A 16,226-nucleotide genomic window follows, 5' to 3' on the forward strand; every position below is an offset into this window, starting at 1 on the left:
ACATTTTTTCATACTTCAATAAAGGTAAAAAATACTTTTAAAGAAAAGAGGCATAAAAATGGGTAATTTAACGAAACCAAAATTGAAAGCTAAACGAGTAGGAGTGGTATTTGGTTGTTTTGCACCTTGTCATCTGGGACATTTAGATACGATTATCAGAGCGAAGCGGGAAAATGATGGGTGCATTGTTATTGCTTCTGGAAGAACAGGGGATAGAGGGGATAAAATCGGCCTTGATTTAAATAGAAGATTTCGCTACTTGCGCGAGTTATTTGCAGATGATGAACAAGTGTATGTTGTGTCACTAAATGAATCTCATCTTCCGGAATACCCACATGGCTGGACCGAGTGGCTAAATATAGCACAGGATAAAATTTCGGCTGCTAATCTTGCAGAACATCCTGCTGTTACTTGGTATGTTGGAGAAGCTGCATATAAAGAAGAATTAGAGCAACGTACAGTTGATCGTGTGCAGCTTGTAGATCGCACAAAACGAGCAATTTCAGGGACAGCAATTCGGAATAATCCGCTCAAATATTGGCAACAAATTACAAAGCCATTTCGGCGCGCCTTTTCCATCAATATTTTGGTAATGGGGACTGCTAGTGGAGGAAAAACCACACTGGTTCGTGATTTGGCAAGAACGTTTGGCAGTCATTTTACGGATGAATATGCTCGGCGATATGAAGAAAAATATAATGTTCGGGATGAAGAGCTGACAGTTAATGATTTTCAGTACTTGGCCTCGGGACAATTTGAGAATAACAAACAGGCAATTCTGTCAGACGCTAATAATGGTCTATTTTTTGCTGATACAGATGTGATGGTTACGAAAGTTTATGCCAAGTATTATTTGCCAGAGAATGCTTACTCTCAAATAGCACCCAGCTTTGATCTATTCATTCAAAGCCAGAAATGGGATTTGATATTTGTTATTCCGCCTATCACTCAATATGTAAATGATGGTTTTAGGGACATGAGTTACTCGGATGATAAAATACGTTGGCAAATGCACCAAATGTTTATAGAGGAAATCGAAGCAAATCATATGAGTGAAAAAGTAATCGTGTTAGATCAAACTGGCAATGAAACAGATAAAGAAGGATTCTATGCTCGATATGAGGCTGCTTGTGAGGAAATCAATCATTATATAGCAAATTATGAAGGGGAGGGAGTTACATGTTAAAAAAATGGCAGAATGAGTTGTTTGGAAATTGGACTGCTTTTGAAAAAATGTATATTAGCTTATTACTTTTATTGCAAGTGATTGTTTTCTACTTTAATCCGGATAGTTTGATATCGATGATTGCCGGGATAAGCGGTGTCTTATGTGTCACTTTTGCTGCAAAAGGAAAAATTAGTAATTACATATTTGGGTTTATTCAGATCATGCTCTATCTAATCATTAGTATTCAGTTTGTTCTATATGGAGAAGTATTATTGAATGTGTTTTACTTTATCATGCAGATTGTCGGTTTTTGGGTTTGGCGGAGAAATATGACTGTCAGTAGAGATGAAGAGGTAAAAATCGTGAAGGCAAAAGCTTTGACTGTTAAGCAATGGGGTTGGATGATTCTATCTGTTATCATTGCGTGGTATCTATTTGGAACACTTTTGAAAGTAATCGGAAGCAATAGTCCTTATCTAGACAGCATGACAACAGCACTTAGTGTAGTGGCGCAAGTTTTAATGACACTACGTTTCAGGGAACAATGGGTATTATGGATTATCGTGAACCTTTTCTCTATTGTACTTTGGATAGTAGCTGGTAATGCTAGTATGGTTGCTATGTGGGTGGCATTTCTTTTCAACAGCACTTATGGCTACATGAATTGGATTCGTCTTTCAAAGTGCACTTTGGAAAGTGAGTAAATAAATGTTGGTATGAATAAGAAAACCTCTAAAAGTTAGATTTTTAGTTCTAACTTTTAGAGGTCTATTTATTTCTAGATTAAATTCGAGAGATTTCTATTTTAGCGTCCATCCCCATATTCCCAATCCATCACACTGTCCTCTTCGTCAAATGTAATCATGACATCGGAAATATTGTCGATTTGGAGCAGGTCATCCTCGATTCGGTTGCGAATGTCATCAATTTCTGCCAGTGTCAGTGCCGAGTCAAGTTCGACTTCCGCATCCACATGGAAAGTATCGCCTTCCTTGATGACGGTCAGAATTTGAATATCACGGACATCAGGGTCGGTCATAATGCGCTGACCAACTTGCAAGTGCATGCCTTCATCTGATTTACCGATGGCTCCGCCGGCATTATCTAGGAAAACTTCGCCGACGACGATGAACATCATAATCCCAATAAGAATGGAGGCAATACCTTCCGCCTGGTGAAACGGGGTGAAATGTGAAATCACAACGGCAAGTGCTGCTAAAAGTCCGCCGCCTGTCGCCACGGTGTCTTCCATAAAGACTAGCTTGGTGGCTGCTTTGGCCTGTTTCAGATTTTTTATTGCCGCTGGAAAAATGGCCAATCCTTTTGCCTCAGCACCGGTCTCGTGAACAATTTCTCGCATTGCTTTTAAAAGAACGGTCGACTCGAGTGCCGTACAGCCCAGAAGAACGATCAGATTGATTAAAAACCCAGTGGATTCAGTCGGATGGAAAATGTGGCTGACACCCTCTTTAATGGTCTCATATGCCATAATCCCCACCACGATAACCGCACCGAGGAGCACCAGATTGACGACCCGGCCAAAACCTTTAGGAAAGCGCTTTGTCGGCCGCTTTTTGCTAAGTGCTGAGCCGGTGAAAACGAACAGCTGATTGGCTGCATCTCCCAAGCTGTGCAACGTTTCTGCAAACATGGCCACATTGCCGGTGAATATATATGTCGTGCCTTTAACGAGCGAGACCACTGCATTGACCACCGCCGCCATTAAGGCCGATTTATTTCCTTGTTTCAATAATTGAAAAAACTCTTTCAAATAGTTCATCCTTCTTTCAGTCCATTATTCATTGTGTCATTTTACTATTTTACCATGATAATACCCAATCTGTCAGCGGTAGAAAGAACAGTTTGACATAATTTGACCTTTGTGTTATTATTTGGATAGTTACTTATGAAAAGTAACCGAATAGAGGAGGGATCACATGAAAGAGTTATTAGCACAAATCAATGCGTATGCAGCCAAACAGAAAGAAGGCAGCTTGACGGAGCATGAGAAGACGCATCAAGCAGAACTTCGGAAAGAATATTGCGCAATGATTCGCGGCACAATCAAAGATAATTTACATCATGTGACCATCATTGATCCACTGGGTGATGATGTGACACCACGTAAATTAAAAGAAGAACAAGCGAAACTAAAAGCATAAAATAGAGAAGAGCCGGCATGTCGATATGCCGGTTTTTTCATTGGCAGAGATGCGGAACTGCGGTAAACTGGAAGTAACGATGTCAAAATGAGGGATGAGGGGAAGTATGTTTCAGCTATTTGATTCATTTATTGCGGTCTACGAAAATCGGAATTTTACCAAGGCGGCAAGCCAGCTTTACTTATCGCAACCGACCATTTCCGTACATATCGAAAAATTAGAAGAGCTTGTCGGGGCAAAATTATTCGAGCGGAGTGGCAAAACGCTCATCATTACTGAAGCGGCGCACCATTTATATATGCAGGTGAAACTGTTAAAGAAAAATTGGGAGGTCATCAAAGAAGAAACGCAGATGATCGGCGAAAGAAAGCGGCGCAAATATACGATTGGAGCCTCCCAAACGATTGGCCAACATGTCGTGCCGCAAATCATTGAAAAGTTGCAGCGCTCGTTTCAGGATGTGGACTTTGAAATCCGGATTGCCAATTCGCTGGCGGTTCTTGGCCTGGTGCACTCGTTTGAATGTGACATCGGCCTGGTCGAGTCGCCAGAAGTCGTGCCGGATATAAAGCGGACCCCATTTAAAGAAGATGAGCTGGTGCTGATCGGGCCACCTGATGCTTCGACATGGATTGTGCGCGAGGAAGGGTCGGGGATTCGCAAATATACGGACCTCTATTTTGAACGGCATAATATCGTGCCTAAAGAGCTTCTGGTGATCAACAGCAATGAAGCGATCGACGAGTTGGTTGCACGTGGCCTTGGCCGGTCGCTACAGTCGGTCTATATCGGCAGAAAGCATCCGGATACAATGGCTCAAACTGGCATGAAACGGCCATTTTACCTGATTGCGAGCGACAAGTACCCGTTTCAGGATGAAGAGCTGAAAACACGGCTGGAAGCCCTGCTGAAAGAACTTGATTAAGGGGTTAATTTTCACCATAGAGTTTTGTATAGAATTGGAGCTGTGCATCAGTCAAGGGGTAGAAGTCGTCGCTAAGTTTATAGATGCAGGTTCCCCCGTAATTGTATTTGGTGATAGTCGGATCAAGGGTCAAAAATTCCTGCATGAACGAATCGAAATCAATCGTACCGTGCGAGGGTGAGAGTTCATGGAGCTTCTTGAAAAACTTTTGCTGGCACAGGGCAAAGGCTTCAAAGTGTGCATTGCAATAATTCAGCGAGTCTGTTGTTAGCCAAACGACCGTTTTACTTGTTAGCACCACCCTGAAATAGCCTGTGAAACTATGTCCGAACAACTGGTAAGTTTCCCCATTCTGAGTGAACAGAAATTGCCGGTCACGATAAGAGCTGATTCCCGCATTTTCGTAAGGAAGTAGTGAAGTGGTATCAAGGAGATTTTCTGCTGTAGGGTGCAGGGCCTGTGAAATGTCTTCACAAAATAAAGGGAACGTTATGTTCATCTCTCCTTCGTTTACAAATAAAATGATTATGGTATAATATAAGAAAAAAGAGAGCTATGTGGGGACATAACTCTCAAGAGCAGCACCGTTTAAAAGACGGCGGTCTAGAAATTGATTAGTGAATAACCATCTAATTTCCTTCCAAAGCGATTAGATGGTTATTTTTTGTGCTCGTGGTTGAAGTCAAGTATCAGCACAATCAATGTCGCAAATGCGATCATTAATGTTAGTGCTTCAAATACTGACATTGTCTAACTCCTTTCAGGGAGACAGGCATTACATACAAGCATAAGCCTCACCCCCAATACTAGGGATTTAGCCACCATCTTTTTCACTTTGCTGCTTCTTTATTAGTAAAATACGCATTGCATTTGGGTATAAAGTATTAAATGAAAAAACCAGAAATTCACATGACAAACCATTTTGATAGTGGTGTGTCGATCGAATTTCTGGTCTTTTTGTTAGGATAGGCTGCTTGTTTTTGGCTCTTCTGCACGCTGTTTTTTGCGGACTAAGATGATGATCAAAAGGGTTAGTCCGAACAGGGCCACGAGCGCATTCAACAAGTAGATATTGGCAATATTCGTGCGTGACATGGCACCGGCGACAATTGGAATACCGAAAACGGCAATGCCCTCTGCAATTGTGTAAAGACTTGTGACAAAGCCTTTCCCTCGCGTCGAGACTTCCGCAAGAAGCGTCAAACCAAGTTGTATCAAGCCGCCAGCTGAGAAATAACCAAGTAAAACGGAACAGATTGTTGCGACAATTGGGTTTGGTACTGCCCAAAGGACTAGCGAGATAAACATGGTCATAGTCAGGTAAGTCAGTAAAATCTTAAGCGTCGACACGCCGCGGCTGCCCAAAGTAAAGGTTACAATCACGCAGATGATCGCTCCGATACTTTCCAAGCTGACAAGCATTTTTGACGTGTTTTCAGACATACCGACAACAATAGAACCATATTTAGCGATCCAGTTGCTCAGCAGGTAAAGCAGTGCCTGAGCAACAAAGCCAAAACAAATCAGGCAAATTTCATCCACGCTGAAATGCCATTTGCTGACAGGTTGTTCTTGTGTTTTAGCAGGGGTATCCGCTTCGACCATTGGCGGAAATTTACGCGTCGCAATAAAAATCGTATTGAGTGAAAGAACGGCAATGAGGAAAATAATGCTCCAGCCAAACCATAAATGCTGGCTCATAATAAAGGCAATCATAAAGGGCAGCAAAAATTGACCTGCCTGTACGAAGGCTTTTACGACGATATTAGCAGAAGCGGCTTTCTTTGGATAGGCTTCCATCAGGGCTGGATAGGTTCCTGTATCAAGGAAAGAGTTGGCAAATCCGGCGCTGATCCCAAAGATATACGCAATCTCTGTATTAGGACTGACGAGAATACCGATAAAGAAGGCCAAATAGAAGAGTGCACCCACAATGATCGATAACTTTCGCCCAAAATGATCTGATAGTTTACCGGAGAAAAATACGGCAATCAATTTTCCGATTCCGAAAGAAGAAACGACAAAAGCAACGCCCGCCATGTCTGTATGCCACTGATCGGCAAAGGCATCCATATTTTGCGCGATAATAATCAGCGCCATACCATGAACGAAGTAATTGATATATAGACCGAGTGATGTTGAAAAATACTTGCTTTTCATAGATGGTTCTCCTTACTGCAACACGCTGTTGCAAAATTTGAAAGAGTCATAAAGATAGATAGAGAAATTTAATCGATTTATCAAATTATATAAGAAATTTCAATATATTGTTCACTGGTTCACAAGTGCTTGGCAGAAAATGCCGAGTCTAAGAGAAGCCCCCTAGACTCGGCCATTTATTAACTAAATTGTATTTTAGCAGCTTCAGGATTGGTTCTTTCAAGTTCTTTTTTATAACGCATATTAACAAAGATTGCGAGAAGAATACCAATAACGGTAATGGCTACATTAAATAATAGCACATATTTTGGTCCGTCAACACCCCCAGCTTTAGTAATGTAGCTGGCAATGTTCAAGATGACATAGTTGGAAATACTGGAAGCGATCATGACAACCGAGGTGATTTTCCCTTTATTGGCAGGGAAGAATTCATTCGCTGTGGAAACAGCTAGTTGCAAGACACCGCCGGCAGCAGCATAACCGATGACAAAGCCGCCGATTAGACAAATTGCTGGTGTTTGGACGAAATAGATGATCAGTAGCATGATTGTTGCGACTGTCGGATAGATGATGAGTACGCGTACTGGCATGATCCATTTTTTAACAAGTACAGCTGTTACAAGGATGGCAAGCATGCTCCCCATTGAATAGAAGGATTGAATCTTACTTGGATCACTTAAGCCGTAAAGCGCCCCCAGCTCTTGGTTACAGTTCAACCATAGTTGGAAAGTGGCTGTACAAGTAAAGCCAATTGCGATAACTGCCCAGCTGGTTGCAGAGAAGCGCATTTTTTCTTTCTTCGCTTCTGTTGCTACTTTTTCAACATTTGCATTCATTGGAGGGAATGGCAGGAAGGCGATGATCAGGCCATCAATAACGATCAGAATACAAGTTGCGATAAAGATCGTTTTGAAGGACATGTTAGCCCCTGCAACCATCCCGATAACAAATGGCAGGATAAATTGCCCGATCGAAATGGAAAATTTCGTAAACATGTTGGCAATAGCTCCGTTTTTCGGGAAAATTTCCAGTACGGAAGGTGTAACGGCTGTATCCAAGAAGGAGTTTGCAGCCCCGCCCAAAAGTGCAAAGAAATAAGCGACGTACATGTTGGGTGAAAATACCAATCCGATAAAGTAGCAGGCATAGAAAGCTACACCAATCAGTGCGGAAAGGCGGCGACCAAAGCGGTCAGAAATCGGCCCGGCAAATGGTAACGTGAAAAGTCGACCAAGACCAAGTGCTGCGATAACAGCTAGCACCATACTGACATCAAAAGTACCATCAGCAAGCTTGTCAGCTCCCCACATGCTGGCGAAATCTTGTTTATATTGCCCGATGATCGAGACCCCGATTCCGTGAATAAAATAAGTAAAATAAAGAGCTAAAGCTGTCGGAAAGTATTTTTTTGCGTTCATTCATTTTCTCCTCTCGTTTCCCTTTTTGGAAACTACGTTGTTGCATTCATTTGAAAAATTTGGTTTTTACTTCTTCAATCGGCATATCAAGGCCTGTGTAAAGTTTGTAAGCAGCAGCCCCCTGGTGGAGCAGCATGCCAAGACCGCCGATTGTACGCGCGCCATGCATTTCAGCCTCGCGCAGCAGGCGTGTTTTTTCCGGCGTATAGATGACATCCGTTACCGTCAAGCCTTCATGGAAGACGCTTGGATCAGGAACAGGTGACAGCTCTTCATGCGGATGCATACCAACAAGCGTTGCATTGGCCAAAATGTCACTGGACGTAATTTCATTTTTCAGCGCATCATGGTCTTCTAAATCAAAAAGCTGTACCTGACAGTCCGGCATTTCAGCGCGAATCGCTTCGGCCGTTTTTTCAGCTCGTTTAAAGAAAGCATCTTTTTGGTTGAAGATGGAAATAGCCCGAGCCCCGTCAAGCGCACATTGAACTTGGATGGCTGTAGCGGCTCCACCGGCTCCGATGATGGTGATTTTTTTGCCAGCAACCGAAATACCATGGTCGAGCAAATCGTTCACATAACCCGCTCCGTCCGTCATATGCCCCGTCAGTCGACCGTTCTCATGAATGATCGTATTAACAGCGCCAACCAGACGAGCGGCAGGAGAGAGTGCGTCGAGATGCTCAATAACAGCTGCTTTACAAGGCATTGTCACATTGGCGCCACGCATGTTGAGCGTTTTGAGTGCCGCAATCGCTTCGGGCACCTGATCGATTTGAATATCAAAAGCAAGATAGGCATAGTCAACGCCGGCTTTTTGAAAACTATAATTGTACATGACAGGCGACTTGGAATGATCCACTGGAGACCCGATCAGACCAAGTAGCCGTGTTGTACCGGAAATTCGATTTTCCATACGAAAAAACTCCTTTAAAGCGGGGAAAACGCTCCCCGCCTCGGATTAAATCGCCATCACAACATTCAGTGCGTCGGTTGTTGCATCAAGTGCCCGTCTAGCGCGGACAGCATCGCCGATTACGAATGTATCAGGAACGATTTGTTTCACTTCTTCTTCAAGCGGATTGTAGGCACGGGAACCCATTGCCAGTACGACTGAATCAAAGCCGTCTACACGTGCTTCCGTTCCATCTGCCTGTGTATAGCTGACGCCGCCTTCAAAGAATGAGGCAACTTTTGCGCCAGTGATGGTATGAATATCATATTCATCAAAGTCTTTCATCAAGAATTTACGATGTTCACTGCGAACGTCTGCACCGACTTCATCACGAAGCTCGACGACAGTGACTTTATGTCCAGCCTCGCCTAGGAAGGCCGCCGTTTCACTGCCGACCATGCCGCCGCCGACAACCAGTACATTTTTGCCCGCATGTGATTTGCCGTCTAAAATATCGACCGCATGCAAAAGACCGGATTCATGGATGCCCGGAATCGGCAGAACAAGTGGTGTTGCACCGGTTGCCAAGATGGCGACATCCGGATTTTCCTGCTTGATCAAATCAGTGGTGACTTCCGTATTCATGTGGATTGTAACACCATACTGCTCACATTTTTGAATGTAGCTGCGCACCATATTGGTGAGATCGCCCTTGCCGGGAGGATACGCTGCCAGCCGCATTTGGCCACCGAGCGTGTCGTTTTTTTCAAAAACAGTAACCGCGTGACCGCGTGATGCCGCCAGCCATGCTGCATAAAGACCGCCCACACCGCCGCCAACAACCAGTACCTTTTTGGAGGCGCCAGTTGGTTTGTACATCTCGCTTTCACGTCCAAGCAGCGGATTGACCAGACAAGTGATCGGTTTACCGGCATACATATTCGCCACACAGCCTTGCAGACAAGCAATACATGGTAGCATCTCGTCGAGCTTGCCAGCCGCTGCTTTATTCGGCGTTGCAGGGTCAGCCAGACTTTGCCGTCCGAAAGCGATCAGATCGGCCCGGCCTTCACGAACCATCAGTTCTGCAAAATGAGGTTCCGTAAAGCGGCCCACCATGATGACTGGAATCGAGACAGCCTTTTTGATTTCCGTTACGAGGTCGGCATTGAAACCACCATGTAGAACGGTCGGTGCCCACATGTATTCATCGCGAATGTGAACGCTTCTTGAAACGTGCAGTCCGTCAACACCGGCATCTTCCAAGTAAGCCGCAATTGCTGCACTGTCATGCACGCTAAGACCGCCGTCCACGCCGTCCGTACTGTTGATCCGGCAAAGAATCGCGATCGAGTGGCCCACTTTTTCGCGGATGTCCTCGATGATTAGTCGAATAATGCGTACCCGGTTTTCAAAGCAGCCGCCAAATTCGTCGACCCGTTTGTTGGTACGTGGCGACAGGAAGCTGCTGATTAGGTAGCCGTGTGCACAGTGGATTTCGACCGCATCGGCTCCGGCTTTTTTCGCACGTAAAGCTGCATCGCCGTATAGGCCGACCAGTTCATAAATTTCTTCACGGGAAATCTCGATCGGCACATCTCGACCCTCAGCAGAAGAAATGGAGGAAGCGGCCCGAAGCGCATGACCGGCCACCTTGGCATTTCCTTCCGGCCCAGCATGCTGAAGCTGAACGGAAATCTTGGCACCATTTGCATGACATTCGTCAATCACGCGTTTCATGGCAGCAATTTGATGATCGCTGAAAAGACAGGATTTGTTCGCACCGCCTTTTGCCCGCTCGTCAACCACCGTTGCCTCAAGTGTAATAAGTCCGAATCCGCCCAGTGCCCGTTCTCGGTAGTAAGCAAGTGTCCGGTCGCTAAGTGTTCCGTCTGTATTCGCATAGTTGTTGCACATTGGCGAAACGACAAAGCGGTTCGGCACAGTCATCGGTCCAATTTGGATCGGCGTAAACATCGAGTTGAATTTCAAAAATAACACTTCCCTTTCAAAAAATAGTTCATCAGTTAGTCACGTTTAGGGGAAAGCTCTGGCCAAGCTTCGTCCAGCACTTTCTTGGTTGCTGTGTAGACTTTATTAGCCGCATATTCCAAGCCAGTTGCTACGAATGCATCGGAAATGACTTCCACGCCCATCACGCAAGGTTTGACACCGTGGTCACGTAAAATTTTAGCAAAGCCCACTGTATCGCCATAGCCTTCACCTGGAGCCAAGCGATCATGCAGAGATTCGTCGCGCAATTTGATATAAGGTGCTTCACGAACATCGCACAGTTGGATGGAGACGATTCGTTCAGCTGGAACAGGAGCGATATCAGCGGCTGTTTGTTCCGCGCGCGCCCAGTGCCAAGTATCACAGATCAGTTGGGCATTCCAGCAGCCGGAAGCTTCACACACACGCCAAGCAGTGGCAAGATCTGGCACACCGCTGTACGGCATGAATTCAAGCCCGATAATGATATCGCCGGCACGTTCGCAAAGTTCGCGTAGAGCCACCACGATTTCATCTTCTGGGATGATTTCAAGCAATCCGCAGTTGACATGCTTCACGTCGAAAAGTTTCGCCATATGGAAAACCGTCCGTTCTTTGTCCTGCTGTGCTTCTGTGCGGTCTTCTGCACGTCCCCATTGGGTGATATATTCCACTTCTGTTACTTTGATATCATGTGCATCTAGAATTCGCAGCATATCCTCATCAGTCAGACCGTCACTAAGGGCATCCCAGTAGTTCTCCGCACGCAGACCTATACCGTCAAAACCTCTTTCAGCGGCAATTCGTACGCGTTCCGGAAAGGATACCTCTGTTCCAAGTGTATAAGAGCTGATTGTTAGTGGGCATTTTGTAGGTTGATTCTGTACATCTGTCATTGCATTTTCTCCTCTCTTGAAAATGAATTTCCCTTGGTTGTGATGCGTGAATCTCTTTAAACATTGCGATTTTTTTCACAAACGTTTGTTAAGAAAAAAGTATCGTCTGGCCGGGACCATACTTGCTTGCCACATCTTTATGTGAGAAACGTCACAAGTCATTCTAAAAAAAGATAGGCAAATTTGATAGATATTCAGTTTTTTTCACATAGTACTTTTTAATTTGATTACAACTTAATTGTATTATGCGACTAAGTTAAAAACAAATTGATATTTTCGACATAATCTATAGAAAAATTATATAGGTCTGTGTTATAATCTGTACGATTATTTGAATCGAGAGAGAAGGCGGGAAAAATGAATCTGCATCATTTACAGTATTTTATTCGATTGGCACATATCGAACATTACACAAAAGCATCAGAAGATTTAATGATTACACAGCCGAGCCTCAGTTACGCGATTTCATCTCTTGAGCAAGAGCTTGGCGTGCAGTTGTTTGAAAAAGAAGGTCGAAATGTGGTTCTCACCAAGACGGGCAAGATCTTTTTGGACTATGTGGAGCAGGCGATGCAGCTGTTTGATGAAGGCGTTGAGAAAGTGCAGAGGGAAGGCCAGGGAGAGGGACGGATCGATTTGGCTTTTCTGGAAACCCTCGGGACGAATTTGGTTCCGGACATCACGCGCAAATTTCTTGAGGCGAGTCCGGGCAAGGATATCCAATTTCATTTTCATACCGGCGTCACGACAGAAATCATTCAGGGGCTAAAAGAAAAGAAATATGATATGGCTTTTTGTTCCAAACAGGAGCAGGAGCAGACGATTGAATTCGTACCGTTTGCCCGTCAGGATCTCGTTGTGATTGTGCCGCCGGACCATCCGCTCGCTGCAAAAGAAGAAGTGGATTTGATCGATACGATTCCCTATCCGCAGATCGTTTTTGCTAAAACAAGCGGACTTAGACCTTTGATCGACAGCCTTTTCCAAAAAATCGGCGCAGACTATCAGGCGGTTTATGAAGTGGAAGTCGATCAGGTGATTGCCGGCTTGGTATCGAAGGGCTTTGGAATCGCCGTTGTGCCCTACATGCCGATTTTGCGCTTTTTAAATGTCAAAGTGCTCAAGCTGGGCAGTCCAAATTGGGAACGAAAATTTTATCTGGCCTATTTAAAGAAAAACTATCTGACACCTGCTTCCAGTGATTTCATTACTTTTGCCAAGGAGCATGATATGTTGGGCTAGAAATACCATTTGCGAACGAACACGCGGTTCTATATAATAGGTATGTATTCTTATGTTGTGGAAGGAGAAAATCATGGCGAACGAAATGAAGCTTTTTTCTGTTACAAATGAACGTCCATTAGCGCTTAAGATTGCGGAAAATCTGGGCGTACCGCTTTGCGAGGTGGAACTGCAAAAATTCAGCGACGGTGAAGTGAAAATCAATGTGGAAGAAAGCATTCGGGGGACGAACTGCTATGTGATCCAGTCAATGAACAGCAATGTCAATGAACGCCTGATGGAGCTTCTCATTATGATTGACGCTTTAAAACGCGCTTCGGCACATACAATCACTGTGATTATGCCTTACTATGGCTATTCCCGCCAGGACCGGAAAGCACGGAGCCGTGAACCAATCACAGCGAAACTGCTGGCCAATCTGATTCAGCGAGCCGGTGCGACCCGTCTGATTTCCGTCGACCTGCATGCGGCACAAATCCAAGGCTTTTTCAATATCCCAATCGACCACTTGTCAGCACTGCCGCTACTTTCTGCCAGACTGATTGAGGAGTATGGCAATGAAGAGAATCTGGTCATCGTAGCGCCAGATCATAGTGGCGTTGTTCGGGCTAGAAGAGTGGCGGACAAGCTACACGCGCCAATTGCGATTTTGAACCGCAAACCGCGGCCGAATGAGCGCGAGATTACGAGTATCATTGGCGAGGTGGAAGGCAAGCTTGCGATCGTGGTGGATGACATCATTGATACAGGCTACCGGGCGACCACTTCCGCTGAAAAACTACTCGAAGCGGGTGCCAGAGAAGTTGTCACCTGTGCGACACATGCCGTTTTGGCAGGCGATGCAGCAGAGCGACTGGCGGCTTCTCCGATTTCGAAAATTTTTGTGACCGACTCGATTGATGTTGTTGGGGCGAAAAAAATCGACAAGATGGAAGTCATTACGATTGGGCCGGCGCTTGCAAGAGCCATTTCCGGCGTACAGGAAAATCGCAGCTTGCACCCATTGTTTTAATATTTGAAGAGCGAGACGTTTGGCTATTCAGGCAGGCGGCTCGCTCTTTTTTTGATCAGCCGAATTGTTTAAAAAATAAGCGTAGATTCGTTATAATAGAAGAGAAAGCAGGAAATGATTCTGCCAACATGGACGAGCTACACGATATCAGAGCATTCTGTTGAAAAAGTGAACGAAACGGCTACGAAAGGAAGCGAGAAGATGATTACAATTGGTCTTACAGGTTGGAGCGACCATGACAGCCTGCAATTAGATGCAAAACATAAACTGGCAGATTATGCCGCACATTTTCCCTTAGTAGAAGTGGATACGAGTTTTTATGCGATTCCGTCCCCGCGCACAACAGCCAACTGGGCAGCCGGCACGCCTGATGCTTTTCGTTTTGTTGTGAAAGCGTTTCAGGCGATGACGCGTCACAAGGAATGGAACCAGTATTTTGACAGTGAAAATGAGATGTATCAAAAATACATGGAGGCAATCGCGCCGATCAGCGAAAGCGGCAAACTAAAGGCCATCCTTTTCCAATTTCCGCCTTATTTCCAGTGCAATCAGGAAAATGTCAGCTACTTACGGCATATCCAAAAGCAGATGGGCAGCTTGCCGGTTGCGATTGAATTTCGTAATGCTAGCTGGTTCAGTGAGGCGCATCAGGAGAAAACGTTGGCTCTTTTGCAGGAGTTAGGCTTTATTCATACCATTGTGGACGAGCCGCAAGTGGGTGTGAGAAGTGTGCCAATCGTTTTGCGGGCCACAGATCCTGAACTGACCCTCGTGCGCATGCATGGACGCAATCAATATGGCTGGATGAAGGCGAATAGCCCAGAATGGCGGGAAGTCCGCACGCTTTACCGATACAATGCCGAGGAAATCAAGGAATGGGCTAAGTATTTGACGCATTTACAAAAGGAAACCAAGGAAGTTGTCGTTATTTTCAACAATAACAGCGGCGGTGATGCGGCTGATAACGCCAAACATTTGCAGGAAGAACTAGCAATCGAATATACAGGTCTGGCCCCGATGCAGATGGATTTGTTTTCGGAGTGAACACAAGGAGCGGCCCGATCATCTCAAGGAAAAATCGTGATGATCTGCTTATTAATAACGCATTTTTCATCTCTCTTTTCATATATGGAAGGGGAGATTTTTTTAAGTGTCTCATTGCATCATGCATATAAATGACTATTCTTTAGGCAGGAGGTGCTGAATATGGCTAGTGGGCGATTATGTGCTAAATTATACGGTAGAGGATCGGCAAAATAATCAAGCGACTTTTGAACGGACGGTAATTGTCACGAATGCGCCAACGATTGAGGCTAAAGATCAAACGATTCAACAAGGCGCTAATTTTAATTCACTGGAAAATGTCACAGCTTCTGATAAAGAAGACGGTGATTTGACGAAGCAAGTAATAGTGAAGCAATCAGATGTAAATCCGCAGGCACCCGGTATTTATCACGTGACGTATGCGGTAAAAAATGCAGATGGCAACTATGTGGAAAAAACAATCCAAGTGACAGTGCAAGCACCCGTTCCAAAAGAAGAACTGTTTATCACAGAAACGCCAACTGTAACGGCTGAGCCAGTTGCACCAGAGGTACCACAACCAGTAAAGGCACCCGCTCAAACATTACCGAAAACAGGTGATCAAGGTGATTGGCCGCAAGACCTCGCGGGAATGCTTTTCGTGCTAGCGGGTCTAGAAATTTTAAGTATGCGTAAGAAATAACTAACAGAGACTGGCAAGCTCACTTTTAGCCACTAAAAAACACAGGCAGGAAACAAGTAGAAAAGTTTCTCGCCTGTGTTTTTATATGTAAGAAATTCCCAGTGGTAAGATAATCGTTAAGATCACCCGCATAATCACAGCCCCCATTTTTGCCAGTCTGAAGCTTTAGTAATAACGGGAACCAGGCAGTCTATGTCGAATTTACCTGTTGTATAAGGCTTTGTAAATCCGTCAATAATTGCGGTTCCAGAGCACTTTATATGGGCAATGTCTTGGTCAATTTTAAGAATGGTGAGGGTATAATTTTCCAAAGGCTCGTGTTCGTAAAAATAAAAGGTATCTTCGCGCTGCTGGGATTCATTGATATTCGCTATACTAAAACGCGCTCCTGTCAGTGCCTCTTTGTGGGAGAGCGTCGTTTTGATCGGGTTGATGCATAAAGAAGGCGCAAGATGATCACCATGGAAAGTATGGGCCTTAAACGAGCAATCAAGTGCATATTCTAGCTGGCCTTCTAAATTTTCAAAGATAAAAATCGCCGTGTTTCGAGTGGTTGTATCGAGCTCAAAGGGGACGCCTTCAATGATTAATGCCATTTTGTAACTCCTTTTCGGGTATTCTAATGGAACG

The 16,226-nt window shown here is 44.7% G+C and carries 17 protein-coding genes; 8 read left to right on the plus strand and 9 right to left on the minus strand.

What is annotated here, in order from left to right:
- The first annotated feature begins 58 nt into the window (after positions 1-58).
- Both CS921_RS08140 and pnuC read left to right on the plus strand, forming a co-directional pair.
- On the plus strand, positions 59-1,186 hold the full coding sequence (locus CS921_RS08140; RefSeq protein WP_099222760.1) for an AAA family ATPase: 1,128 nt from the start codon (positions 59-61) through the stop codon (positions 1,184-1,186).
- A complete protein-coding gene (pnuC, locus tag CS921_RS08145; protein ID WP_099222762.1) occupies positions 1,180-1,872 on the plus strand; it encodes a nicotinamide riboside transporter PnuC in 693 nt (230 codons plus the stop codon). The genes CS921_RS08140 and pnuC overlap by 7 nt, the downstream gene beginning before the upstream one ends.
- 101 nt (positions 1,873-1,973) lie before the next feature.
- Here the strand turns inward: pnuC and CS921_RS08150 are convergent, their stop codons facing one another.
- Complete coding sequence (locus tag CS921_RS08150) at positions 1,974-2,939, minus strand: cation diffusion facilitator family transporter (RefSeq protein ID WP_099222764.1); 966 nt, start codon at positions 2,937-2,939, stop codon at positions 1,974-1,976.
- Positions 2,940-3,105: 166 nt separating this feature from the next.
- On the opposite strand from CS921_RS08150, the gene CS921_RS08155 reads away from it, so the two are divergent.
- Positions 3,106-3,330, plus strand: coding sequence for a DUF896 domain-containing protein (locus tag CS921_RS08155; RefSeq protein ID WP_099222766.1), 225 nt, complete (start codon positions 3,106-3,108; stop codon positions 3,328-3,330).
- Between the two features lie 106 nt (positions 3,331-3,436).
- Positions 3,437-4,255 (plus strand): LysR family transcriptional regulator, encoded by an 819-nt coding sequence (locus tag CS921_RS08160; RefSeq protein WP_162921720.1) that lies wholly within the window; start codon positions 3,437-3,439, stop codon positions 4,253-4,255.
- 4 nt (positions 4,256-4,259) lie between these two features.
- Here CS921_RS08160 and CS921_RS08165 read toward each other — a convergent pair whose 3' ends face one another.
- From CS921_RS08165 to CS921_RS08190, 7 genes are all read right to left on the minus strand, one after another.
- A complete protein-coding gene (locus tag CS921_RS08165) occupies positions 4,260-4,754 on the minus strand; it encodes a hypothetical protein (RefSeq protein ID WP_099222770.1) in 495 nt (164 codons plus the stop codon).
- 158 nt (positions 4,755-4,912) lie between these two features.
- Complete coding sequence (locus tag CS921_RS15690; RefSeq protein WP_240422325.1) at positions 4,913-5,002, minus strand: putative holin-like toxin; 90 nt, start codon at positions 5,000-5,002, stop codon at positions 4,913-4,915.
- Positions 5,003-5,215: 213 nt separating this feature from the next.
- Complete coding sequence (locus CS921_RS08170; RefSeq protein ID WP_099222772.1) at positions 5,216-6,415, minus strand: MFS transporter; 1,200 nt, start codon at positions 6,413-6,415, stop codon at positions 5,216-5,218.
- A 179-nt stretch (positions 6,416-6,594) separates the two neighbouring features.
- A complete protein-coding gene (locus tag CS921_RS08175; protein WP_099222774.1) occupies positions 6,595-7,833 on the minus strand; it encodes an MFS transporter in 1,239 nt (412 codons plus the stop codon).
- A gap of 46 nt (positions 7,834-7,879) precedes the next feature.
- The gene (aroE, locus tag CS921_RS08180; RefSeq protein ID WP_099222776.1) at positions 7,880-8,749 is read right to left on the minus strand and encodes a shikimate dehydrogenase; all 870 of its coding nucleotides are present in this window, start codon (positions 8,747-8,749) and stop codon (positions 7,880-7,882) included.
- A 45-nt stretch (positions 8,750-8,794) separates the two neighbouring features.
- Positions 8,795-10,720 (minus strand): oxidoreductase, encoded by a 1,926-nt coding sequence (locus tag CS921_RS08185; protein ID WP_099222778.1) that lies wholly within the window; start codon positions 10,718-10,720, stop codon positions 8,795-8,797.
- A 35-nt stretch (positions 10,721-10,755) separates the two neighbouring features.
- Positions 10,756-11,616 (minus strand): sugar phosphate isomerase/epimerase family protein, encoded by an 861-nt coding sequence (locus tag CS921_RS08190; protein WP_099222780.1) that lies wholly within the window; start codon positions 11,614-11,616, stop codon positions 10,756-10,758.
- Positions 11,617-11,973: 357 nt separating this feature from the next.
- Here CS921_RS08190 and CS921_RS08195 point away from each other — a divergent pair, with 357 nt between their 5' ends.
- The 4 genes from CS921_RS08195 to CS921_RS08210 all read left to right on the plus strand — a co-directional run bounded on the left by CS921_RS08195 (position 11,974) and on the right by CS921_RS08210 (position 15,596).
- Positions 11,974-12,858 carry a LysR family transcriptional regulator gene (locus tag CS921_RS08195; protein WP_099222782.1) on the plus strand — a complete coding sequence of 295 codons (885 nt, stop codon included), beginning with the start codon at positions 11,974-11,976 and terminating at the stop codon, positions 12,856-12,858.
- Between the two features lie 73 nt (positions 12,859-12,931).
- Positions 12,932-13,870, plus strand: a complete 939-nt coding sequence (locus tag CS921_RS08200; RefSeq protein ID WP_099222784.1) for a ribose-phosphate diphosphokinase — start codon at positions 12,932-12,934, stop codon at positions 13,868-13,870.
- 201 nt (positions 13,871-14,071) lie between these two features.
- Positions 14,072-14,914, plus strand: coding sequence for a DUF72 domain-containing protein (locus CS921_RS08205; RefSeq protein WP_099222836.1), 843 nt, complete (start codon positions 14,072-14,074; stop codon positions 14,912-14,914).
- Between the two features lie 181 nt (positions 14,915-15,095).
- Positions 15,096-15,596 carry an LPXTG cell wall anchor domain-containing protein gene (locus CS921_RS08210; protein ID WP_162921721.1) on the plus strand — a complete coding sequence of 167 codons (501 nt, stop codon included), beginning with the start codon at positions 15,096-15,098 and terminating at the stop codon, positions 15,594-15,596.
- Positions 15,597-15,730: 134 nt separating this feature from the next.
- Here CS921_RS08210 and CS921_RS08215 read toward each other — a convergent pair whose 3' ends face one another.
- Positions 15,731-16,192 (minus strand): hypothetical protein, encoded by a 462-nt coding sequence (locus CS921_RS08215; RefSeq protein ID WP_099222788.1) that lies wholly within the window; start codon positions 16,190-16,192, stop codon positions 15,731-15,733.
- Positions 16,193-16,226 lie beyond the last annotated feature (34 nt).

The sequence above is a fragment of the Listeria costaricensis genome (assembly GCF_900183385.1).
GTDB lineage: Bacteria > Bacillota > Bacilli > Lactobacillales > Listeriaceae > Listeria > Listeria costaricensis.